Here is a 21709-nt window from a genome sequence, read left to right as displayed (position 1 = left end):
ACACATCTAATAAAAAAAAACAATGGTTAACATCTTTATAATTTGCACCCTGTTTTTTTGCATTTAATTTTCAAAATAAAAGTAAAAGATTAAAGGATTCTGAATTTAAGTTTGATTATTTAAAAATAATTCAAAAACAAATCAAATATTTATTGTATATTTGCAGAAATTTTATAATATTTAATGAATTTATTTACGGAGACCAATTTAAGTCCTGATATTCTTAAGGCAATTGGCGAACTGGGTTACGAAAGCCCGACAGAAATCCAAAAACAGACTATCCCTTTTATTCTTTCAGATATTCGCGACTTGATCGCACTTGCGCAGACGGGGACAGGCAAAACAGCAGCGTTTTCGCTTCCGATTTTGGATATGATTGACGAAACGAGTCGCAAAATCCAACTTTTGGTGCTTTGTCCGACGCGGGAATTATGTCTTCAGATTGCTAAAGACATAAAAAATTATTCTAAGTACATGGCGAACATCAAAACTACTGCAGTTTATGGTGGAAGCAGCATTATGGAACAAATGAGATCTCTGAAGGACAAACCGCAGATTATTGTGGGAACTCCGGGAAGAGTAATCGATTTGATTAACAGAAAAGCGCTAGACTTTTCTGCTATTCACTGGTTGGTTTTGGATGAAGCAGACGAAATGCTTTCCATGGGTTTCAAAGACGAGTTGGAAACAATTTTAAGCGAAACACCGGAAACAAAACAGACTTTCCTTTTCTCTGCAACAATGAACAAGGAAGTGGAAAGAATTTCCAAAAATTATTTAACGAAGCCTCACAGAATTTCGGTAGGTTCTATTAACGAAGTTAAGAAGAACATTAAGCACGAATTTTATGTAGCAGGATACCGTCAGAAAAAAGAAGCATTAAAAAGATTAATTGATTCCAACCCGAATCAGTACTCTATTATTTTCTGCAGAACAAGAATGGAAACTCAGGAAGTTGCCGATTTCTTAATGCAGAACGGTTATGCAGCAGATGCGCTTCACGGAGATCTTTCTCAGGCGCAGAGAGATACGGTAATGAAGAAATTCAGACTGAAAAACATCGATATTCTTGTAGCGACAGACGTTGCAGCGAGAGGTCTGGATGTAAATTCTCTTACCCACGTTATCCACTATTCTTTACCGGATGATCCTGAAGTATTCGTACACAGAAGCGGAAGAACAGGAAGAGCAGGAAAAGACGGAATTTCAATGTCTTTAATCAAGCCTGAAGAAAGCAGAAAATTAAAGCAGATCAAATCGGCTACGAAAATTGAAATCACGGAAGGTAAAATTCCTACCGGTGACGATATTATCAAAGCTCAGGTAGGCGGAGTTTTCGAAAGTCTTTTCGAAATTCACGAAGATTTCTTTGAATTTGACGATTCTCTGATTCCTGATTTATCAGCATTCACTAAAGAAGAACTGGCGCACAAACTGCTTCAGTTCCAACTAAAAGATCTTGCAATGTACTACAAAGACAGACATGATCTTGTGGAGCAGAAACTAAGCAGCAGAGATGACGACAGAGGTTCCAGAAGAGACCGTGACAGAGGAAGAGACCGCGACAGAGGTGAACGTGGAGAAAGAAGCGACAGAAGAGAGCGTGGTGCAAAACCAAGAAGAAAGAACGAAAATATGGTTCGATTTTTCTTCAATCTTGGTAAAAAAGATCAGTTGAAAAAACTTGACGTTTTAGACATCATCAATAAAGCGACATCGAACGGAAAAAGCAAAAAAAGAGCTGAGATCGGAGACATCGAAATTTTAGAGAAATTCTCTTTCTTCGAAGTTGAAAAATCTTTCAAAGGAGATCTTTTGAGCAATATTTCTACAATGAAATTCAGAGGTAAGGATATGAGAGCTGAAGAGGCTAACTAATCCTGCTTAAAACAATATTAAAACCGACTTTACAGTAGGTTTTTTTGCTTGATAACCAGACCTTAATGCAATGTTAACAAAACTTAACGTTATACTCTTTCAGGTAAGGTGCTTTTTTAAGAAATTTGCACTCGAATTATAAAAACTTTACAATGGGAATTGGTAATATTTTCCACGCTTTTCAACCGAAAGATAAAATCTTCTTTGTGCTTTTCGAAAAAGTAACAGAAAACCTTGTAGCAATGTCTGAGGAATTCAACCACGGAATCAAAGATTTCGATCTGAACGACGATTCTATGTTGAAAAAGATGAGCGATTACGAACACAAAAATGATGAGCTTACTCACGAGATCTTCGTAGAACTGGGGAAAAACTTCATCACTCCTTTCGACAGGGAAGATATCCACACTCTAGCAACAGGATTAGACGATATCGCAGATTACATATATGCTTCCACAAAATATATTTTCCTTTACAAATCGCCTGAAATGAAGGCTTATTCAGACTTTTCATTACTGATTCACAAAGCTTGTCTTGAGATTCAGAATGCGATGAAAAACCTGAAAGGATTCAAAAATATGGAGCAGGTAAAAGAAGCTTGTATCAAAGTAAACTCTATCGAAAACATTGCAGACGATTTGTTATCCAATTCTATGGTAGAATTATTCGAAACAAACGATGCGATCAACATTATCAAAGTTTCATCTGTACTTAATTATCTTGAAGTTGTAACTGACAAAGCAGAAGATGTTGCCAACACGATTGAAAACATCATGATTAAATACGCTTAATTAATAATTATAATTAAACAATGGAATTTCCGATTTTACTTATAGTTATTATTGCATTGGCTTTAATATTCGATTACATCAATGGTTTTCATGATGCAGCCAACTCAATTGCGACTATTGTTTCTACAAAAGTTTTAACTCCGTTCCAGGCGGTTCTTTGGGCAGCACTCTGGAATTTTGCAGCTTTCTTCATCGCTGCTTACATCATTGGAGAATTTAAAATTGGTAATACAATTGCCAAAACAGTTAATGAGAATTTTATCACCCTCGAAGTTATCTTTTCAGGTCTTGTTGCGGCAATCGCATGGAACCTTTTAACATGGTGGTTTGGTATTCCTTCTTCCTCTTCACACACACTGATCGGAGGATTTTTAGGAGCCGCTTTAATGCACGCTTTTATGATGGATTATCACAACGTTGCAGCAGCACAGCCGGAATTGGGAACTTGGGAAACCGTAAAAGCAGCCGCTTCGCAGGTAACACACCAGAGCGTTGTGAAATTTGATAAAGTAATTCCTATTTTCCTTTTCATTTTCATGGCACCGATTATCGGGATGATTATCTCAATTATCATTACTTTAATTATTGTTCACCTTTATAAAAGATCAAACCCGCATAAAGCAGACCAGTCTTTCAAAAAACTGCAGCTTGCTTCTTCAGCGCTTTTCAGTTTAGGACACGGTCTTAACGATGCGCAGAAGGTAATGGGAATCATTGGTGCGGCATTAATTTACTATCACGTTGAAATGCTTCACGATCCGATTTATTTAAATCTTAAATCTGGAGAGCGTTTCGATTACTTTGCACAGCATTACATCTGGGTTCCTTTGGTATCATTCATCGCAATCGCTTTAGGTACAATGAGCGGTGGATGGAAGATCATCAAAACCATGGGAACGAAAATTACAAAAGTAACTTCTCTGGAAGGAGTAAGTGCTGAAACAGCAGGTGCTATTACGTTATTCATTACAGATCACTTCGGAATTCCTGTTTCTACCACACATACGATTACAGGTTCCATTATCGGGGTTGGTCTTACGAAAAGAGTTTCTGCCGTAAGATGGGGAATCACTGTAAGCCTTCTTTGGGCATGGGTTCTTACCATTCCTATCTCTGCAATTGTTGCAGGAATTACTTACCTTGCAGTAACTGCATTATCTTAACAACTGAGATTACTCAAAATAATAAAACTTTGCTCTTTCGGGCAAAGTTTTTTGTTTTTTTAAAGTTTAAAATTTTTATTAATTTTATATGGATTAAATTATAAGCTATGAGCACTGCAGAATTACAGATAGACCTGATTAATCAGATCACAGGCATTACCAACAAGGCAAGACTAAAAGAGCTATTGCAGCTTCTTCAATTTCAAAACGATGAAGAAATCTACATAACCAATGAAGAAGAAAAAAAAGCAGTTTCGGAAGCTAGAACAGAAATTAAAGAGGGAAGTATTTTATCTGATGAAGATTTTCAGAAAGAAATCAATGCATGGCTAAACAAATAATCTGGACAAAAAGAGCCAGCAATGAATGGCTTGATATTCTTCAGTATTGGATTAACAGAAACAAATCAAACTCATTCAGTATAAAGCTTAATAATTTAATCAAAAATAATTTAGAATTACTTTCTGAATTTCCGGATATTGGAAGAAAGACAGATATACCAAACGTTTCTGTAAAGATTGTTCATAAATATCTTCTTTATTACGAATGTGTAGATCATAAAATTTATATTCTCACCATTCGACATGGAAGTAAAAATCCGGATACAGTTCAATTAAAATAATTTTTGACTTAATAATAAATCTTCACTCTTAAAACGGTGAGGATTTTGTTTTATAAAGCCCTGAAAAATTGTATTTTTGCTTAAACTATTAGAATTTATGGAATTTTTAGACAGATATCAGCAGATTGTTGCGGATGCCATTACCAAATATACTTTCAAAGATAAGCCAACAGAACTTTACGAACCCATGAACTATATTATTTCGCACGGAGGAAAGCGTCTTCGTCCGATCATGGTTCTAATGGCCTGCGATTTATTTGGCGGCGATCTTAAAGAGGCAATAAAGCCGGCTCTGGCAATTGAATTTTTCCATAATTTCACCCTGATCCATGATGACATTATGGATGAAGCTCCATTAAGAAGAAACAAACCGACGATTCATACGTTACACGGAATTAATGTCGGAATTCTTTCAGGAGACGGACTGATGCTGAAAGCCTATAAATTTTTCGAAGATCTTGAGCCTGAGATTTTCAAAGCGTGCATCAGGATTTTTACCCATACAGGACTACTTTTATGCGAAGGACAGCAATATGATATCAATTTTGAAACTCAGGAAAATGTAACGTTTGACGATTACATCAGAATGATTACCTACAAAACAGGAGTTTTAAGCGCTTCTTCCTTTGAAATCGGAGCATTGATTGCTAAAGCAAACTTCAAGGATGCAAAAGCCATTTTTAACTTCGGAAAACATATCGGAATTGCATTCCAGATCATGGACGATTATCTGGATGTTTTCGGAGATCAGGCGCAGTTCGGTAAAAAACACGCCGGAGATATTTACGAAAACAAAAAAACCGTTCTTTACCTGATGGCGAGAGAACACGCTACAGAAGAAGAAAGAAAAGAATTGGATTACTGGTATTCTAAAAAGACCGATAATATCGATAAAGTTTACGGTGTGGAAAAGATTTTCAGAAGAACGAAAGTAGACGAAAAAGCATTACGTCTTATTGAAAAGCATAACGAAATCGGACAAAGCTATCTTCAGAAAATCGATATTCCGGAAGAAAAGAAAAAGCCGTTTGCAGAACTTGCCAATTATTTATTGAGAAGAGAATCATAATTTGATAATAAGTCAATTTGAAAATGAGTAAGCATAAACCTTAAATTTTCAAATTGACACATTCTCAAATTTTCAAATTGATTAAATGAAATTCAGAACCGAAGTTGATATCAAAGAATCGCAGAAGAAGATTGAAGTTGAAGATAGAATATTTTCGATCGGTTCCTGTTTTGCCTCTGAAATGTCGCATCTTTTTCTGCAAGGGCAATTGCAGACCATCAATAATCCTTTCGGAACGATTTTCAACCCTTTTTCAATCAATAACGCGGTTAAAAGACTTCATGATGCTGAATTTTATCATGAAGAAGAACTGATTACCTTCAACGATGAATTCATTTCTCTGGATCACCACTCAAGTTTTGATACACGGTATGTTCATCAGACGTTACAGAAAATAAATTCCGGTCTTGAGGAGGGAAATTCTTTTCTCCAAAAATCCAACTGGGTGATTATCACTTACGGAAGCTCATTTATTTACGAATTTACGCCTAAAAACAAACTTGTTGCTAATTGTCATAAAATTCCACAAAAATTCTTTGAAAAAAGACTTCTGACCTTTCAGGAACTTACAGATTCTGTGTACAATACAATTTTAAACCTCAAAGACATCTGTCCGGACGATGTTCAGATCTTATTTACTGTTTCTCCGGTTCGCCATACAAAAGACGGAATGATTGAAAATCAGCTGAGTAAATCTAAACTGATCACTGCAATTCATGAGATGATTGATGAACTGGATTACTGTCATTATCTTCCGGTTTATGAAATTTTAATGGACGATCTCCGCGATTACCGTTTTTACAAAGAAGATATGATTCATCCTAACAATCAGGCAATTAATTACATTTTCGAAAAATTCGGAAATGCTTATTTTTCGGATGAGACAAAAGATTTTATTAAAGAAAATTTTAAAATCCACAAAGCGTTGGAGCATAAAACCAACGACGAAAAAGATCCGAAATACATTGAATTTAAAGAAAAATTGAACCTAAGAATTGAAGCTCAGCGAAAAAAAGTAAAGCATAAAATATTTTAAAAACTAATGGTTATTATTAAAAACACAGAAGGATTATCAACCGATCAATTAAATGATGAATTACAGAAAGGTGCTAAATTCGTAGTTTTTTCATATACAATTTCAATTATTTTCCTATCATCAAAAAGACCAAGTGATATTTATTTTATAAAATCTGATGAGTCTTCCTCAAAATACAGTTGGAAATATTCGCTGTTGATTTTATTTTTTGGGTGGTGGGGAATTCCTTTCGGACCTATTTTCAGTATTGCCTCTTTTTACAGAAACTTTACGGGAGGAAAAGACATCACAAATGAAGTTTTACATCAGATAAACACCCATCATGTTGAGTCTTCAAATTCAATAGAATCAAAATGATTGATTTCAAAAAGATCGACTATCTGAAACACGGAAATGAAAAGCAGAAAAGAGCTCATGAAGTTTTAACGAAATATCAGATTCTTGAAAAACTGAAGAATTATTCGCCCATTTTGGCAGGAACCATCCCGATAGAAATTGATATTGAAGATAGTGATCTGGATATCATCTGTGAAGTAACAGATTTCACTGAATTTAAGAAAGCTCTTTCTGAAATGTTCTCTGAATTTGATTTAAAAATTGAAAAAATCACGGTAAATAATGAACAGGCAACTGTTTTAAATTTCAAACTGGAAGAATTTCCTGTTGAAATTTTCGGACAAAACAAACCTGCAACCGAACAGAACGCTTACCGACACATGATCGCTGAATACAAAATACTACAGGAAAAAGGAAACGATTTTAAAAAGAAAATAATAAAATTAAAAAAACAGGGCATCAAAACGGAACCTGCTTTCGGAATTTTACTGAATTTGGAAAGTCCTTACGAAGACCTGTTAAAAATGATATAAAAAAATGATTGATACGCATACGCACTTATACGCAGAAGAATTTGATGAAGACAGAAAAGAAGCCATTCAGAGATCTTTAGATAAGGGAATTACAGCATTTTATCTTCCGGCAATCGATTCGGAATCTCACGAAAAAATGCTCCGACTGGAAGCTGAATATCCGCAACATATCTTTTCGATGATGGGATTGCATCCCTGTTACGTAAAACCGGAATCCTGGGAAAAAGAACTCGAAATCGTTAAGAATTATCTCGATCAAAGGTCTTTTCCTGCCATCGGAGAAATCGGAATCGATCTGTACTGGGATAAAACCACTCTTGATATTCAGGTGAAAGCATTTGAACAGCAAATCGACTGGGCAATTGAAAAAGATCTTCCTATCGTAATCCATACCAGAGAAAGTTTCGATGAGACTTTTGAAGTGCTGGAAAGAAAAAAACATCCGAAACTTAGAGGAATTTTCCATTGTTTTTCAGGGAATTTAGAACAGGCAAAACGGGCAATAGCCCTGAATTTCATTTTAGGGATCGGTGGTGTTGTAACCTTTAAAAATGGTAAAATAGATCAATTTCTGCATGAAATTCCGTTGGATAAAATTGTTCTGGAAACAGATTCACCTTATCTCGCTCCGGTTCCGCACAGAGGAAAGCGCAACGAGAGTTCTTATCTTGATCTTGTTGCCGGAAAACTGGTTGATCTCTATAAAGTAGATTTTTCGGAGATTGACAGCATTACAACTGAAAATGCGAAGAAAATATTCGTTCAGCATTAAACATAAAAGCCTTCCGGATCCGGAAGGCTTTTGTATTATTTCTTTCTGGTGAAATTTTTATTCTTAGGCTTTTTAAAACCAACCGATGCCGCTCCGTTATCCGGCTTTGACTTATTTCGGCTGAATTTTGAAGAATTTCCTCTTGCCTGTTTCGGTTTTTCCCCTCCTGCAGGAACTGGCTTGTTGTTCGAATCTCTTTTCTGAGCAACCAGATCGTCTGTATGAAACGGATGATTTTTTACCACAGGAATTTTCATTCCGATCAGTTTCTCCGTATTTCGCAAATTCAGAAGATCCAGACCGTCTACAAATGAAATAGAAGTTCCTTCCGCTCCTGCTCTACCCGTTCTTCCGATTCTGTGAACATACGTTTCAGAAACATCGGAAAGCTCGAAATTAACGACATATTTAAGTTCATCAATATCAATCCCTCTCGCTGCAATGTCTGTCGCAACCAGAACCCTTGTTTTTCCGGATTTAAAATTACTTAAAGCATTCTGACGCGCGTTCTGGGATTTATTCCCGTGAATAGCCTCTGTTGTAATATCATCTTTCTGTAGTTTTCTCGCAATTTTATCCGCACCGTGTTTCGTTCTTGCAAAAACCAAGACAGAATCTGAAATATCGTTCTTTAAAATATGCGTTAAAAGATTCAGTTTATTATCCTTCTCTACAAAGTAAACCGACTGTTTAATGGTTTCTGCGGTAGATGAAACCGGAGTAACTTCTACTTTTACAGGATTATTAAGAATAGAATCTGCCAGTTTCTGTATTTCTGAAGGCATGGTTGCAGAGAAGAACAAAGTCTGCCTTTTTTGAGGCAAAAGTTTAATAATTCTTTTCACATCGTGCACAAAACCCATATCCAGCATTCTGTCAGCTTCGTCCAGTACAAAAATTTCAAGATTTTTTAAGCTGATGATTCCCTGAGCAATAAAATCCAGAAGTCTTCCCGGTGTCGCGACCAGAATATCAACTCCTTTTTTCAGCGCAGCTTCCTGATTTCCCTGCTTTACACCTCCAAAAATTACGAGATGCTTTAAAGGCAAATATTTTCCGTAAGCATTGATGTTTTCTTCAATCTGGATTGCCAGTTCTCTTGTAGGCGTTAAGATTAAAGCTTTTATATTTTTGTTTGGAAATTTGTTCTGAGCAAGATTCTGAAGGATAGGAATCGCAAAAGCTGCCGTTTTTCCTGTCCCTGTCTGTGCGCAACCCAGAAAATCTTTACCTTTTAAAATTTCCGGAATAGATCTTTCCTGAATCGGGGTCGGGTTGGTATATCCTTGTTCCTGAATTGCTTTTGAAATAGGATCTATTAATTGTAAGTCTGTAAAATTCAAATGAATTGTATTTAATAATTAAAATAAAAATTCCTTCAAAATGAAGGAATTATATTTTGCAAAGGTAGCTTAAATATTTTTAATGGATCAATTCACTTTTGTCCATTGCTGACTGAATCTTAAATCTTCAAAAAACTTATATAATTCTTCAAGTTTTTCGGTTCCTCTTTTCCCGTAATCTTCAACATGTTTTGAGGTTCCGTCGGCAAAATTAATTCTTAAATGGGAAGTTGGGAGATCCGTAATATTTCTTTCACCATATTTTTCATTCAGTTTTTTCACCTCCAAACCATCCAGTAAAGCAATCAGCTTATTATAGTCTTCCTGCTTTATTGTTCCTTTGAAAGTTCCTTCACGGGGTTTATTGAAATCTCCTTTAGAAAATCCGTTCGTAAAATTAAAATGTTCTGCATCAAAAACAGCAGTTCTGTCAGGATTAATGGTTATTTTAAAAATAGGACAAGATCCGAAACAGGCTCCTGCTTCATATTCGATTTTTGAATATTTTGAATTGTTTTTTTGCGGGGTACAAGAGAACAGAAAAATAAAAGCAAAAAGACTGAATATATATTTCATAGCTTACATTTGAGTGGTGAGTGTCAATAATTGTTCCAAAAGTGAAAACACTGAATTATATGTATACAAATTATAAATATATGAAATAAAAAGTATTATAAAAAAGTCATTTAACAATGAATTTTATTTTATCCATAGTTACATTTGTGGCTAATTTAATAATCATGAAAAAAACAATCATTCTACTTTCTGTTGTATTAGGTATTACAGCAAACGCTCAATGGAATCTTACAGGAAACACAGGAACAACTCCAGGAACAAATTTTATAGGAACTTTAGATAATCAACCCCTTGTTATTAAGATAAATAATGATGAAAAAATGAGAATTACACCAACTGGTCAGTTTTCATTTCATAATATAGGATATACAGCTCAAATCTGGGATAAAAACTTGCTTTTTGGCGGTGGTATGAGCAATACTACAGGTATTTTAAACACAGCGTTTGGTATGGGAACATTAACGCAAAATGCCACATCCTCAGGTAATGTAGCATTGGGAAGTAATGCTTTGGCGTCATTAACAAGTGGTAGTTCAAATACTGCGGTAGGTAGTGGCACCATGCGAAATACTCCTTCTGCTACATTTAGTGTTGCAATAGGAACTAATGCTTTGGAAAACATGCAGGGAGGTACAGGAAACATCGGAATAGGACTGGGAGCAATGGGATCAGGATCACTTGTAGGAGATGATAATATCGCTTTAGGAAATAGTGCTATGAGATATATTGGAAACGGAAGTTTAAACGTGATATTAGGAGCAAATTCTTTTAGAGCGTTAACAACAGGATCAAATAATATTAATTTAGGATATTCTAATGCAAAAAGTATTTTATCAGGTAATAACAATATTTTCATAGGAACAAATATCATCCCATATTCTGCTACTCCAGAAAGTGAACTTAATATAGGAAATTGGATTGTTGGAAATAACGGAACAATCGGAATCGGACAGTTTACGAATCAACTACCTGCAGATGGAATTACTGCCGATGGTGAGAAATACAAACTTTTTGTAAAAGATGGGATTAGAACAGAAAAAGTAAAAGTAGATATCGCCGCAAACAACGGATGGGCAGATTACGTATTTGAAAAAGATTACAAATTAATGCCATTAAATAGTGTTGAAAAATTTATCAAAGAAAACGGACATCTTCCGGAAGTTCCCACAACTGAGGAAGCAATCAAAAATGGTATTGAACTTAAGGAAATGAATATTCTACTTCTGAAAAAGATTGAAGAACTTACGCTTTATACAATAGAGCAACAGAAAAGAATTGAAGCACTTGAGAAAAAAGTAAAATAATTAATTATATAAAATTAAGAACATGAAAAAGTTTTATATAACAATTATAATGGCTTTATTCCCGATACTGATGTTTTCACAAGGTGAAAATAACAATTGGTATTTTGGAAACTATGCTTATGTAAGGTTTGATGGTACAACAACAACTCTAGTAGATAGTCAAAGAGGCAGTATGTGGGCGAGTGGAACAGTAAGTGATAATAATGGCAATTTATTGTTTTATACAGATGGTAGCCAAATAAGAAATCGAGAACATCAGGTGATGGAAAATGGTTTGGGTATTAATAATGGGATAAATCCTTGGCAGGTATCTATTGTAAAACACCCTGGAAAACCAAGTCAATATTACGTTTTTGTAAGTAATTTTCCGTATGATGCAGTTTCCTATTCGCTTGTTGATATGTCTTTAGGAGCTGTAAGTAATGGAGTTCCTTTAGGTAAAGTTGTTGATGGACAAAAAAATGTAACGCTTTATAACGATATGGGAAATTCCTATGCATCTTACGGTGTAACTGTTGTCCCTCACGCAGATGGAAAATCTGTTTGGGTATGTTTTCCAATGGATGTTAAGATGTATAGTTATTTGGTGGATAATACAGGGTTGCATAGTGTTCCGTCCGTAAGTAATATGAATATTACCGCCCCTATAAATTATTACAATTCTAAAGTAACTTCTTCACCTACTATTAATTCAAGCTTTTCGAATTACATAAGCCTTGCTGTATGGTTAGGATCTTTACATGAATCTAAGGTAATGTCATATAATAATTCAATTGGAAAAGTAACAAACGATTATTTGCTGACAATTTCAAGTTTACATCCCACAGTTACAGAATTTAATAAAGACGCATCTATTCTTTATGTAGGCAATAATGCAACAGGGAGTATTTTAGCAATAGATATGCTTAATTCGACTACATCCGTTGTATATAATCAAATTTACAATAATTCAAATTTAGAATGTTATGCTATTCAAAGAAATAAATACAATGATATTTATATAAGTTATGATAATAGAGGATATCTAAGTAAGATTTATAACCCGGATGTTTACGGAGGAAGTAGTGTAATCCTTGATGCTGTGAATCTTCAAGGAAAAACTACTACAAAAACTTTACCTTCATTGCTTATTACTGGAAATGATTCTTGCCCACCTGTTTTTGATCTTATTACCGAACCTAATGTATATTTTACTTATCAAGCAGGAGACAAGATTACAACACATACTAATTACATAATTCATGATAATAAAGATATTACAATGAAAGCAAAAAATTATATTTTAATGCTTCCAGATTCATTCGTTATGTATAATTCAAAGTTTCTTGCGACAATAGAAGATTGTCCTTCAACGGTAGTAAAGCAAACAAAAACACAAAATCAAAAACAAATTTCTTTAAAACTTGATTTAACAAAATACCAACAACAAGGCTCTATAGATATCTATCCTAATCCCGCTTCTGATTTTTTAACGATTCAATCCACTTTGAAAGTTGAAAATGTAAATGTTTATGATATTTCGGGGAAGAAAATTAATACCGTATTGAATGGAAATACAATTGATATTAAACATATTCCTTCGGGATCATATCTCATTACCATCGAAACTAAAGAAGGAAAAACAACGAAAAAGTTTATAAAAAAATAATTACGAACACTAAAAAAGGAGAAACAAAGCGTTTCTCCTTTTATATTTTAGTATCGGTTAAATCCTATCCATGTAATTTCTTCCAGATCACATCTTTCAGTTCCATAAGACCTTCTCCGGTAACGCCTGAGAAAAATAAAGGCTGTCTGTTTTCGGGAAATTCTGCGGAAATTTCTTTCCTCAGCTCTTCATCCAGAAGATCGGATTTTGAGATGGAAATAATAAAATCTTTATCCAGCAATTCAGGATTGTATTCCTTTAATTCATTTTCAAGAATCTTAAATTCCTGAAAATGATCTTCAGAATCAGCCGGAATTAAAAACAACAGGATAGAATTCCTTTCAATATGTCTTAAAAAACGGTGTCCCAAACCTTTTCCTTCAGCTGCTCCTTCAATAATCCCCGGAATATCTGCCATTACAAAAGATTTATAATTTCTGTAATCCACAATTCCTAAATTAGGGGTTAAAGTGGTAAAAGCATAATCTGCAATTTTAGGTTTAGCCGCAGAAACGGAGGATAACAACGTAGATTTTCCTGCGTTCGGAAACCCTACAAGACCTACATCCGCAAGGATTTTAAGCTCAAAAACAACGTATCCTTCCTGTCCGTCCATTCCCGGTTGCGCAAATCTTGGAGTCTGGTTGGTAGAAGATTTGAAGTGCTCATTTCCCTTTCCTCCCATTCCTCCTTCCATCAGGATAATTTCCTGACCGTCTTCCAGAATTTCACCGATGATCTCGCCATCTTCATTTTTAGCAATCGTTCCGATAGGAACTTCAATATAAACATCGGCTCCGTAAGCTCCTGTTAACTGATTTTTTCCTCCGTTTTCACCACGCTCCGCTTTTACGTGTCGCGTGTAACGCAAAGGAAGTAAAGTCCATTCGTTGGCATTTCCTTTCATGATGACGTGGCCTCCTCTACCTCCGTCTCCTCCATCCGGACCGCCCTTAGGAATATATTTTTCACGGCGGAGATGCGCAGAACCTGCTCCTCCATGACCGCTTTTACAATGAATCTTTACGTAATCTACAAAATTTGACATAATTTTAATTCAAGGTTTTATGTTGAAGGTTCAAAGTTTTAACCTTGAATTTGGAACTTTGAACCTTGAATCAAAAATTTTTACTTTTGAAACTTCTCTACTTCAGCGAAAAGTTTTTCAGAGATTTCATTGATGTCTCCGACACCATTGATCTCAACATATTTGCCCTGCTGCTTGTACAGCTCGGCTACTTCTGCTGTTTTTGCGTAGTACTCTTTTATTCTGTTTTGGATGATCTCTACGTTGCTGTCGTCTGATCTTCCACTGATTTCTCCTCTTTTCAGCAATCGGTCTACCAAAATTGAATCTTCAACCACCAAAGAAAGGCATACATCAATTTCATCATTCAGTTCTTCTTTCACTATTTTTTCCAATGCTTCCGTCTGAACAGCCGTTCTCGGATAACCGTCGAAAATAAATCCTGCTGCATCGGTAGGTTTTCTGATCTCATCGATCAGCATATCTGTTGTTACCTGATCCGGAACCAATTCTCCCTTATCAATGTAAGATTTTGCCAATTTTCCAAGCTCGGTATCATTTTTCATGTTGAATCTGAAAAGATCACCTGTTGAGATTTGTTTTAAATTGAATTTCTCGATCAGGTTTTGTGCTTGTGTTCCTTTTCCACTTCCTGGAGGACCGAACAGAACGATGTTTATCATAATGTTGTTTTGCTTCCGGCAATCGGCACTGCTTTTTTCGGCCTGCTTCCTGCTTTTAGCTGTTTTTAAGTTATTATTAAATTTATTTCTTTATTTTACTTTTAAGCTAAAAGCTATCAGCTAATAGCCAACAGCGTTTTAATGATTGATTTGTCCGTCTTCTAACTGGTACAAATTGGGTAAGTTTCTTCCTAATTCATCATAATCCAAACCGTACCCTAAAACAAATTTGTTTGGAATTTCTTTCCCGATATAATCCAGCTTAAAATCCTTCTTATATACTTCAGGTTTAAGTAAGAATGAAGCTATTTTTACAGATTTAGGACGCTGCGTCTCGTTAAAATACTTGAAAAGACTTTCTACGGTATTTCCGGTATCTACAATATCTTCTACCAGAATGATGTGACGGTCTTTTACATCCTTCGTCAGTTCCATTTTCTGGTAAACAATTCCTGTAGATTCTGTTCCCACGTAAGAACTCATCTGGATGAAAGCAATTTCGCATGGTCCCGGATAATGCTTCAAAAGGTCTGAGAAGAACATAATCACCCCATTCAAAACACCTATAAAAACAGGAACTTCATCTTTATAATCTTCATAAATCTTTAAAGCCGTAGCTTTTACAATCTCCTGAATCTCGGCATCCTCCAGATAAGGAACAAAAGTTTTGTCGTGAACTTTAATACTCTCCATAAAAAATTTTAGTAGTTGGCAAAGTTACGGATTTTTGACGAAAGTTTTTAATGGATAAAGATGAAGAGTTTTTAAAATCATTGAGCTCTATATTTTCAATGCGTTACTACAGAATGCCTTAGAAACATTTGAAATCATCCTACCGAAAGACAAAAGAATTCACTTAAAATTAAAACTAAATTTTAAAATTACCCAAGATGTTAAAAATCAAATATTTACAATCGCATTATTTTAACATTGTTTTAACCTTTTTTCTTATATTTGCTGATTAGTCCAAAAACCTTACAATGTCTCTGTACCAAAGAATTGCTGAGAAGCTGCAATATATAAGCCCGAATTTTTATAAAAAAAGATATTTTAAAACCTTAAACAATCTTACCAAAGATAATTTTTCGTCGCGAAATGTAGAACCGGAATTGGTTTGGATTAAAGAATTCTTACCTAAAAATGCAGTAATCTTTGATATCGGAGCCAATGTAGGAAGCTTCCTTTATCAGCTTGAAAATAAGCTGGATCATGAGAACATCTATGCTTTTGAGCCCAATAAAAAACTGTATCATCGTCTGAAAAGGTTATTTCCGGCAATGCGGATTTTTCCTTTGGCACTGTCTGACGAAAATACAACGGCTGAATTTAAAGTTCCGATCATCAACGGAAAAATCGTTGCTTCAAGAGGAACCCTGAATACAGACTACAAGGAAAAAGGCGAAGAACAGAGCTACACCGAAAGAGTAAAAGTAATAAAACTCGACGAATGGGCGGCAATTGAGCATTTCAGCAGACTCGATTTTATTAAAATTGATGTGGAAGGCAATGAAATGAAAACACTTCAAGGTGCGAAGCAGATTATTAAACAGTTTTCACCGACGTTAATGGTAGAAATGGAACAGAGACATCACCAGACTCCGATCTGGGAAGAGATCTCAGAAGTTGAATCCTGGGGTTATGATGCAAACTATCTGAACAGGCACACTTTTGAGCTTAAAAAATTAACGGAAGAAATTCTTTTAAAAAACATCAGCGACGAAAAAAATAAAACAGAATACATCAACAACATTATTTTTATTCCGAAAAACTAATAAAAGATGAGTGTAGTAGCAAGGCAGGGCTTTAAATATTCCATCATTGGGTATATTGGTTTTTTACTGGGAACCGTTTCAATATTTATTTTCATGAATAATCTTGAGTTCTACGGAACTTTAAGATATATCATGCCAACCGCAGAAATGTTCGTTCCTTTCGTTGTGTTCGGGATTTCTTATGCTAATGTAAAATTTTTCCATAAAGTAGATAAAGACGGAAAAAAGCAAAACATGCTTTCATTATCTCTGCTTGCTGTGGTCATTAATTTTGCTATATTTCTGTGTATCTTCTTTTTGATTCCCTATTTTTTTCCGGAATTTAAGAATACCAAAGCATGGAAAATTAAAAACATCATTCTGCCACTTACTTTAACTCTTTCTTTTTGTGCAATTTTTAATAAATATATTTCAAATTACAAAAGAATAGTCGTTTCTAATATTTTTGACAATCTTTTTCCAAAAATTGCCAATCTGGGTGCTTTTCTTATTTTTATATATTTAGCATCACGGTACACAGAGCCTTCAACTATTCCTGAAAAAATCGCATTGATTTTCTTTTTCGGAATGTTTGCTCTTATGTTTTTTGGATATATTTTTTACACCAATAAACTGGAAAAAATAAATCTGGATTTCAGTACAGATTATTTCAAAAAAGATAACTTTTACAAAGAGTTCGCCGCTTATAGTTTTTTCGGGTTTTTAGGAACTTTTGGAAATTATTTAGCCATCAACAATTTTATGATTGGGGAATTTCTGGGGATGGAAGAAAACGGAATTTACTCTACACTGTATGCTTTAATTTCACTAATATCGATACCCCAATTAGGTTTATTTAATATTTCAGCACCTATCATCAGTAAAAACCTTGCAGACGGAGATATGGAAGGTCTGGATAAATTTCATAAGAAAACATCCCTCACTTTGTATTTTCTGGGAGCAGTTCTGTTTTCATGCATCATCATCGGGTTTCCTTATCTTACTTATTTTATGCCTAAAAACGGGATTCTTTTAAGAGAATATCAACCGGTTGTGTGGATTTGGGGATCTGCGGTTCTGGTCGATTTAGCAACGGGCTTCAACGGAAACATTATTTCCCTTTCAAAATATTATAAATTTAATATTGTTGTAATGCTTTTATTAGCAGGACTCACCATACTCTTAAATCTTTACTTTTTACAAAACACAGATCTTAAATTAAGCGGAATTGCCCTGTCTACAGCGATTTCTCTTACCACCTACAATGTCATTAAGATTATTTTCAACTATGTAATGTTTAAAGTTTCTCCTTTAACGATTGAAATGATTTTTGTATCCATTATCTGTACTTTAGCGGTTACGGTTGCGATTGTTTTGCCGAATTTTGAAAGTAATTTCATCAACATGATTTACAAACCCGCCGTTGTGCTGATCCTGATTTTTATCGGAAATTATTTTACCAAGATTTTCCCTGTTGAAGACTATCTGAACAGAAATTTCATCAAAAGTATTTTTAAATTTAAATAGAAATTAATTCGTTTAATAGCTTTTCGAGTTTTTGCTGAACAGATTTTTTATTGAATTCTTTTTGAAAGTCGAATTGACTGTTTTTGAGTAATTTAAACTGCTCCAGAATATCTTTTTGCTCAGGAACAATAAAATCTAATTTTGAAGCATAATTTGAAGGAAAAACAGCTTGTTTTCCAAATTTGATGGCATCTCCAAGATTTCCCGTCATTTTTGTTTTGCCATAAATTTCTTCCTGACTGAAAAACGTAGTTTTCTGCTGAATAGGACACCACAAAACGTCCGCTTTCTGCATCCAGTCTTCGAAATCGGTTTGAGTAACCCTCTCTGAAAAATATGTAATATTGATATATTTCAATGAACGTTCCAGATCTATAATATCTTTTAATTCTTCATTTTTTGCTCTTCCTAAAAAGACAAATTCAATGAATTTATTTTCAGGATCTGAATGTTTATTTAACTTTTCAAGATTGTTTATGACTGAAAAAACTCTTTTATAATCTCTTCTTTGCTGGGAAACTCCACCCGGAATAACAATAGTTAACACTTTATTTTCCGGTTTTTTAAAATTTTTAGTGTAAAAAAGAGGCAAGAATTTATACCTTTCAGAACTCAACTCTTCATCCAAAACCAATAGCTTTTTTGCTGTCTGATAGACTTTTGATGAGTTTAACAGACCTTCTTTCCACAACAATTTCAGTCTGTATATCTGATCTTCTTTGAAAATACTTTTGATGAGGCTGAACTTTGAAGATTTCATAAAGTTCATGTTGTGAACGATCACGGAAGCATTGTATTTTTTTACAATCGCAAGAAAGGTGTTGAAATAACGGTGAACCGTTCCGATAATAATTACATCATATCTTTGTAATTTCAGCTGATCCAAAATCATTGAACTGTCCGACAGAAAAATGTTCTCTCCGGATTCAATGATCTGATCTTTTATCTTTTTTGAAAAATAATAATCTACGGTAAATTCTCCGGAACCGCTCATCACATTGATAAAATCCTGAGCAATTTCCGCGTGGGTATCAATTTCTATGTAGGCTATTTTTTTCAAAATTCTAACGTTTAGGCTAATTTTATATTTTGTTAAACGGACTAAAATCCGTTTCTATTGAATAGATTTTATTTTTGCTTATACTTAATTAATCATAATGCTTAATTTTAACGCAAAGTTCGCAAGAGTTTTTAAATATTAACCGCTTTTAAGCTCGCAAAGGCGTTTCACTCAGCAGAGAACCCAAAGTTTTTTTAATAATGACGAATTGCGGACAACCACATTTTATTTAATTAATTACATTTTCAGCCATTTTTTCTTCAGCATATTCCAGCGCTGATTGTTGATGACTCTCTGTTCCTCTTTTGAAATTTTCAGTTCCAATTTCTGAGAACGGCAGTTTTCATACGATTTAATGATTGAAAAGAAAAATGCAGCCGATTTGCTTTTCGCTGCTTCTTTTGAGGAAGCGATGTAGGCTAAAAACCGGTTCAGTCCTAAAAAATAAAAATATCTTCCATAGTAATCTGCGGGTTTTATGGTATAATCAGCTCCTTTTACTTTAATTAATTTCACGTGAAGTTCCGGCAGAACAACTTCTTTCCACCCAAGATTTTCCAGTAAAATGGCATCGATATTGTCCCATCCCAAAGTTTCACGAATGCCTTTCATCCCGATAAAACTTTCTTTTCGGTACGCTTTCATCGGACCACGAACATGATGTTTGTTGGAATTTCCTTCATAAATCCATTCTCCGTCTTTTTCAACGTACAGTAAACCGCCGACCAATCCATATTTCGGATTATTTCTGAATGCATTTTCTACCGTTTCAAGATAATTTTCAGGTAAAATGACATCCGCATCAAATTTACAGATGATTTCAAAATCCTCTATATTCTGAGTATTCAAGCCGTTTTTAAAAGCATTGACTACTTTTGAACCGGGTTGGTGCGCAGATTTCTGAAGATCAATCGTTTCAAATCTTGAATCATGATCTGTATATTTTCTGATGACTTCCGAAGTTCCGTCTGTAGAACCGTCATTAACGACCACTACTTTAAAATCCTTAAAACTCTGCCGTTGTAAAGAATCTAATGCAAAAGGAAGATTGTTTTCTTCGTTATGCGCAGGAATGATGATTAAAAATCTCAAAAGAAAAATATAAATGATGAATAATAAGCGATAACTGATAAAATCGGGTTAGATTTTAATCATTTATCGCTTATCGTTACTATTATTTGTTGTGGGGTTTCAGCATATTTTTAGGATCAAGGATTTCATCCAGTTTTTCCTGAGAAAGCAGTCCTTTTTCCAATACTAAATTGTACACACTTTTTCCTGTTTCCAAAGCTTCTTTGGCAATCGCTGTCGATTGTTTGTAGCCGATGTAAGGATTTAAGGCGGTTACAATTCCGATGCTGTGTTTCACCATATTCAGGCAGACTTCTTTATTTGCCGTAATTCCGACGATACATTTTTCGCGGAGTGTATCCAAAGCATTGCCTAAAAAGTGAATATTTTCCATGATCGCGTGAGAAAGTACAGGTTCCATTACATTGAGCTGCAGTTGTCCTGCTTCTGCTGCAAAAGTTACCGTAAGATCATTTCCGAACACTTTAAAACAAACCTGATTAACCACTTCCGGAATCACAGGATTTACTTTTCCCGGCATAATAGATGATCCCGGCTGCATCGGAGGTAAATTGATTTCCGACAATCCTGCTCTCGGTCCTGAAGCAAGCAATCTTAAATCGTTGCAGATTTTTGATAATTTCACAGCAAGACGTTTCATTGCGGATGAATAGATCACATAAGAACCTGTATCCGGTGTAGCTTCCACCAGATCCGGCGCTGAAACGACAGGAAAACCTGTTAACTGCGCTAAATTTTTCGCGCAGAGTGTTGCATATCCAACCGGAGCATTAATTCCTGTCCCGATCGCAGTGGCACCCATATTAACTTCTACAAAAAGATTGGCGTTATTATTTAATTTAGAAATATCTTCTTCCAAAGTAGCTGCAAAGGCTTCAAATTCCTGTCCCAAAGTCATTGGAACCGCATCCTGAAGCTGCGTTCTTCCCATTTTGATAACATCCTGAAATTCTTTTCCTTTCGATCTGAAAGCTTCAACGATTTTCTCCAGTTTTTCTACAAGAGAAATGTTCATCTGAAGCAGTCCCATTTTAATTGCCGTAGGATAAGCATCGTTGGTAGACTGGGAAAGATTGATGTGGTCATTGGGTGAACAGAATTCATACTGTCCTTTATTTTTCCCGAGTTTCTCCAGAACACGGTTGGCAATTACTTCATTGGCGTTCATGTTGATGGAAGTTCCTGCCCCACCCTGAATCATATCCACCGGAAACTGGTCGTGCAGTTCTCCGTTTATTAATTCATCACAAACTTCAGCAATGGTATGATATAAATTTTCATCCAGCAGACCCAGCTCATAATTGGTTTTAGCTGCCGCTTTTTTTACGAAAGCCAACCCTTTAATGAACTCCGGATATGAAGATAAAAGCTGTCCTGAAATTTTAAAATTATTAATCGCTCTTTGCGTCTGTACTCCATAATAAGCATTCACCGGAACTTCTAATTCTCCCAGCAAATCGCTTTCTTTCCTGAAATTTTCCATTACAGATTTTTTAAT

Annotated in this window: 22 protein-coding genes; 14 read left to right on the top strand and 8 right to left on the bottom strand. The window is 35.0% G+C overall.

Going from position 1 to position 21709, the window contains the following annotated elements; all coding sequences use genetic code 11:
* The first annotated feature begins 183 nt into the window (after positions 1 to 183).
* From PFY09_RS19050 to PFY09_RS19005, 10 genes are all read left to right on the top strand, one after another.
* Entirely contained in the window at positions 184 to 1878 is a 1695-nt protein-coding gene (locus PFY09_RS19050) for a DEAD/DEAH box helicase (protein ID WP_076392177.1), read from the top strand.
* A 152-nt stretch (positions 1879 to 2030) separates the two neighbouring features.
* Positions 2031 to 2669 (top strand): DUF47 domain-containing protein, encoded by a 639-nt coding sequence (locus tag PFY09_RS19045; protein ID WP_076392175.1) that lies wholly within the window; start codon positions 2031 to 2033, stop codon positions 2667 to 2669.
* Positions 2670 to 2689: 20 nt separating this feature from the next.
* Positions 2690 to 3832 (top strand): inorganic phosphate transporter, encoded by a 1143-nt coding sequence (locus PFY09_RS19040; RefSeq protein ID WP_076392173.1) that lies wholly within the window; start codon positions 2690 to 2692, stop codon positions 3830 to 3832.
* 107 nt (positions 3833 to 3939) lie between these two features.
* A complete protein-coding gene (locus PFY09_RS19035) occupies positions 3940 to 4173 on the top strand; it encodes a hypothetical protein (protein WP_271160748.1) in 234 nt (77 codons plus the stop codon).
* A complete protein-coding gene (locus tag PFY09_RS19030) occupies positions 4158 to 4454 on the top strand; it encodes a type II toxin-antitoxin system RelE/ParE family toxin (RefSeq protein ID WP_087712446.1) in 297 nt (98 codons plus the stop codon). The genes PFY09_RS19035 and PFY09_RS19030 overlap by 16 nt, the downstream gene beginning before the upstream one ends.
* A gap of 97 nt (positions 4455 to 4551) precedes the next feature.
* A complete protein-coding gene (locus PFY09_RS19025; RefSeq protein WP_076392171.1) occupies positions 4552 to 5523 on the top strand; it encodes a polyprenyl synthetase family protein in 972 nt (323 codons plus the stop codon).
* 85 nt (positions 5524 to 5608) lie between these two features.
* Complete coding sequence (locus PFY09_RS19020; RefSeq protein WP_271160747.1) at positions 5609 to 6559, top strand: GSCFA domain-containing protein; 951 nt, start codon at positions 5609 to 5611, stop codon at positions 6557 to 6559.
* Positions 6560 to 6565: 6 nt separating this feature from the next.
* Positions 6566 to 6916: a hypothetical protein gene (locus PFY09_RS19015; protein WP_271160746.1), complete on the top strand. Its 351-nt coding sequence runs from the start codon at positions 6566 to 6568 to the stop codon at positions 6914 to 6916.
* Complete coding sequence (locus tag PFY09_RS19010; RefSeq protein ID WP_271160745.1) at positions 6913 to 7428, top strand: DUF4269 domain-containing protein; 516 nt, start codon at positions 6913 to 6915, stop codon at positions 7426 to 7428. The genes PFY09_RS19015 and PFY09_RS19010 overlap by 4 nt, the downstream gene beginning before the upstream one ends.
* 4 nt (positions 7429 to 7432) lie before the next feature.
* Complete coding sequence (locus PFY09_RS19005) at positions 7433 to 8200, top strand: TatD family hydrolase (protein WP_271160744.1); 768 nt, start codon at positions 7433 to 7435, stop codon at positions 8198 to 8200.
* Positions 8201 to 8235: 35 nt separating this feature from the next.
* Here the strand turns inward: PFY09_RS19005 and PFY09_RS19000 are convergent, their stop codons facing one another.
* Both PFY09_RS19000 and PFY09_RS18995 read right to left on the bottom strand, forming a co-directional pair.
* On the bottom strand, positions 8236 to 9543 hold the full coding sequence (locus tag PFY09_RS19000; RefSeq protein ID WP_271160743.1) for a DEAD/DEAH box helicase: 1308 nt from the start codon (positions 9541 to 9543) through the stop codon (positions 8236 to 8238).
* Between the two features lie 87 nt (positions 9544 to 9630).
* Positions 9631 to 10119 carry a DUF6438 domain-containing protein gene (locus PFY09_RS18995; protein ID WP_271160742.1) on the bottom strand — a complete coding sequence of 163 codons (489 nt, stop codon included), beginning with the start codon at positions 10117 to 10119 and terminating at the stop codon, positions 9631 to 9633.
* Positions 10120 to 10283: 164 nt separating this feature from the next.
* Here PFY09_RS18995 and PFY09_RS18990 point away from each other — a divergent pair, with 164 nt between their 5' ends.
* Together PFY09_RS18990 and PFY09_RS18985 are read left to right on the top strand one after the other, a co-directional pair.
* The gene (locus PFY09_RS18990) at positions 10284 to 11423 is read left to right on the top strand and encodes an autotransporter outer membrane beta-barrel domain-containing protein (protein ID WP_271160741.1); all 1140 of its coding nucleotides are present in this window, start codon (positions 10284 to 10286) and stop codon (positions 11421 to 11423) included.
* A gap of 22 nt (positions 11424 to 11445) precedes the next feature.
* A complete protein-coding gene (locus tag PFY09_RS18985) occupies positions 11446 to 13071 on the top strand; it encodes a T9SS type A sorting domain-containing protein (protein ID WP_271160740.1) in 1626 nt (541 codons plus the stop codon).
* A gap of 64 nt (positions 13072 to 13135) precedes the next feature.
* Here the strand turns inward: PFY09_RS18985 and obgE are convergent, their stop codons facing one another.
* From obgE to hpt, 3 genes are all read right to left on the bottom strand, one after another.
* Positions 13136 to 14119 carry a GTPase ObgE gene (obgE, locus tag PFY09_RS18980; RefSeq protein WP_076392153.1) on the bottom strand — a complete coding sequence of 328 codons (984 nt, stop codon included), beginning with the start codon at positions 14117 to 14119 and terminating at the stop codon, positions 13136 to 13138.
* A gap of 80 nt (positions 14120 to 14199) precedes the next feature.
* Complete coding sequence (locus PFY09_RS18975) at positions 14200 to 14781, bottom strand: adenylate kinase (protein WP_076392151.1); 582 nt, start codon at positions 14779 to 14781, stop codon at positions 14200 to 14202.
* A 138-nt stretch (positions 14782 to 14919) separates the two neighbouring features.
* Positions 14920 to 15474 carry a hypoxanthine phosphoribosyltransferase gene (gene hpt, locus PFY09_RS18970; RefSeq protein ID WP_076392149.1) on the bottom strand — a complete coding sequence of 185 codons (555 nt, stop codon included), beginning with the start codon at positions 15472 to 15474 and terminating at the stop codon, positions 14920 to 14922.
* Positions 15475 to 15761: 287 nt separating this feature from the next.
* Between hpt and PFY09_RS18965 the strand changes: the two genes are divergently transcribed.
* Positions 15762 to 16553 (top strand): FkbM family methyltransferase, encoded by a 792-nt coding sequence (locus PFY09_RS18965; RefSeq protein WP_271160739.1) that lies wholly within the window; start codon positions 15762 to 15764, stop codon positions 16551 to 16553.
* A 6-nt stretch (positions 16554 to 16559) separates the two neighbouring features.
* Positions 16560 to 18059: a lipopolysaccharide biosynthesis protein gene (locus tag PFY09_RS18960; RefSeq protein WP_087712064.1), complete on the top strand. Its 1500-nt coding sequence runs from the start codon at positions 16560 to 16562 to the stop codon at positions 18057 to 18059.
* Here PFY09_RS18960 and PFY09_RS18955 read toward each other — a convergent pair.
* The 3 genes from PFY09_RS18955 to aspA form a co-directional block, all read right to left on the bottom strand.
* A complete protein-coding gene (locus PFY09_RS18955) occupies positions 18052 to 19119 on the bottom strand; it encodes a hypothetical protein (RefSeq protein ID WP_271160738.1) in 1068 nt (355 codons plus the stop codon). The two genes, PFY09_RS18960 and PFY09_RS18955, sit on opposite strands and share 8 nt — an antisense overlap.
* 237 nt (positions 19120 to 19356) lie before the next feature.
* A complete protein-coding gene (locus tag PFY09_RS18950) occupies positions 19357 to 20211 on the bottom strand; it encodes a glycosyltransferase family 2 protein (protein ID WP_271160737.1) in 855 nt (284 codons plus the stop codon).
* Between the two features lie 82 nt (positions 20212 to 20293).
* Positions 20294 to 21694: an aspartate ammonia-lyase gene (aspA, locus tag PFY09_RS18945; RefSeq protein ID WP_108411751.1), complete on the bottom strand. Its 1401-nt coding sequence runs from the start codon at positions 21692 to 21694 to the stop codon at positions 20294 to 20296.
* Positions 21695 to 21709 lie beyond the last annotated feature (15 nt).

It is taken from the genome of Chryseobacterium gambrini (genome assembly GCF_027920505.1).
In the GTDB taxonomy this organism is placed as follows: domain Bacteria; phylum Bacteroidota; class Bacteroidia; order Flavobacteriales; family Weeksellaceae; genus Chryseobacterium; species Chryseobacterium gambrini.
This window is presented reverse-complemented; position numbering and strand designations above follow the sequence as displayed.

Coding starts and splice junctions, on each gene's coding strand:
- PFY09_RS19040 (WP_076392173.1), top strand. CDS start 2,690: ATGGAATTTCCGATTTTACTTATAGTTATTATTGCATTGGCTTTAATA.
- PFY09_RS19025 (WP_076392171.1), top strand. CDS start 4,552: ATGGAATTTTTAGACAGATATCAGCAGATTGTTGCGGATGCCATTACC.
- PFY09_RS18960 (WP_087712064.1), top strand. CDS start 16,560: ATGAGTGTAGTAGCAAGGCAGGGCTTTAAATATTCCATCATTGGGTAT.
- PFY09_RS18975 (WP_076392151.1), bottom strand. CDS start 14,781: ATGATAAACATCGTTCTGTTCGGTCCTCCAGGAAGTGGAAAAGGAACA.
- PFY09_RS19020 (WP_271160747.1), top strand. CDS start 5,609: ATGAAATTCAGAACCGAAGTTGATATCAAAGAATCGCAGAAGAAGATT.
- obgE (WP_076392153.1), bottom strand. CDS start 14,119: ATGTCAAATTTTGTAGATTACGTAAAGATTCATTGTAAAAGCGGTCAT.
- PFY09_RS18985 (WP_271160740.1), top strand. CDS start 11,446: ATGAAAAAGTTTTATATAACAATTATAATGGCTTTATTCCCGATACTG.
- PFY09_RS18990 (WP_271160741.1), top strand. CDS start 10,284: ATGAAAAAAACAATCATTCTACTTTCTGTTGTATTAGGTATTACAGCA.
- PFY09_RS18995 (WP_271160742.1), bottom strand. CDS start 10,119: ATGAAATATATATTCAGTCTTTTTGCTTTTATTTTTCTGTTCTCTTGT.
- aspA (WP_108411751.1), bottom strand. CDS start 21,694: ATGGAAAATTTCAGGAAAGAAAGCGATTTGCTGGGAGAATTAGAAGTT.
- hpt (WP_076392149.1), bottom strand. CDS start 15,474: ATGGAGAGTATTAAAGTTCACGACAAAACTTTTGTTCCTTATCTGGAG.
- PFY09_RS19010 (WP_271160745.1), top strand. CDS start 6,913: ATGATTGATTTCAAAAAGATCGACTATCTGAAACACGGAAATGAAAAG.
- PFY09_RS19015 (WP_271160746.1), top strand. CDS start 6,566: ATGGTTATTATTAAAAACACAGAAGGATTATCAACCGATCAATTAAAT.
- PFY09_RS19045 (WP_076392175.1), top strand. CDS start 2,031: ATGGGAATTGGTAATATTTTCCACGCTTTTCAACCGAAAGATAAAATC.
- PFY09_RS18965 (WP_271160739.1), top strand. CDS start 15,762: ATGTCTCTGTACCAAAGAATTGCTGAGAAGCTGCAATATATAAGCCCG.
- PFY09_RS19035 (WP_271160748.1), top strand. CDS start 3,940: ATGAGCACTGCAGAATTACAGATAGACCTGATTAATCAGATCACAGGC.
- PFY09_RS19050 (WP_076392177.1), top strand. CDS start 184: ATGAATTTATTTACGGAGACCAATTTAAGTCCTGATATTCTTAAGGCA.
- PFY09_RS19030 (WP_087712446.1), top strand. CDS start 4,158: ATGGCTAAACAAATAATCTGGACAAAAAGAGCCAGCAATGAATGGCTT.
- PFY09_RS19005 (WP_271160744.1), top strand. CDS start 7,433: ATGATTGATACGCATACGCACTTATACGCAGAAGAATTTGATGAAGAC.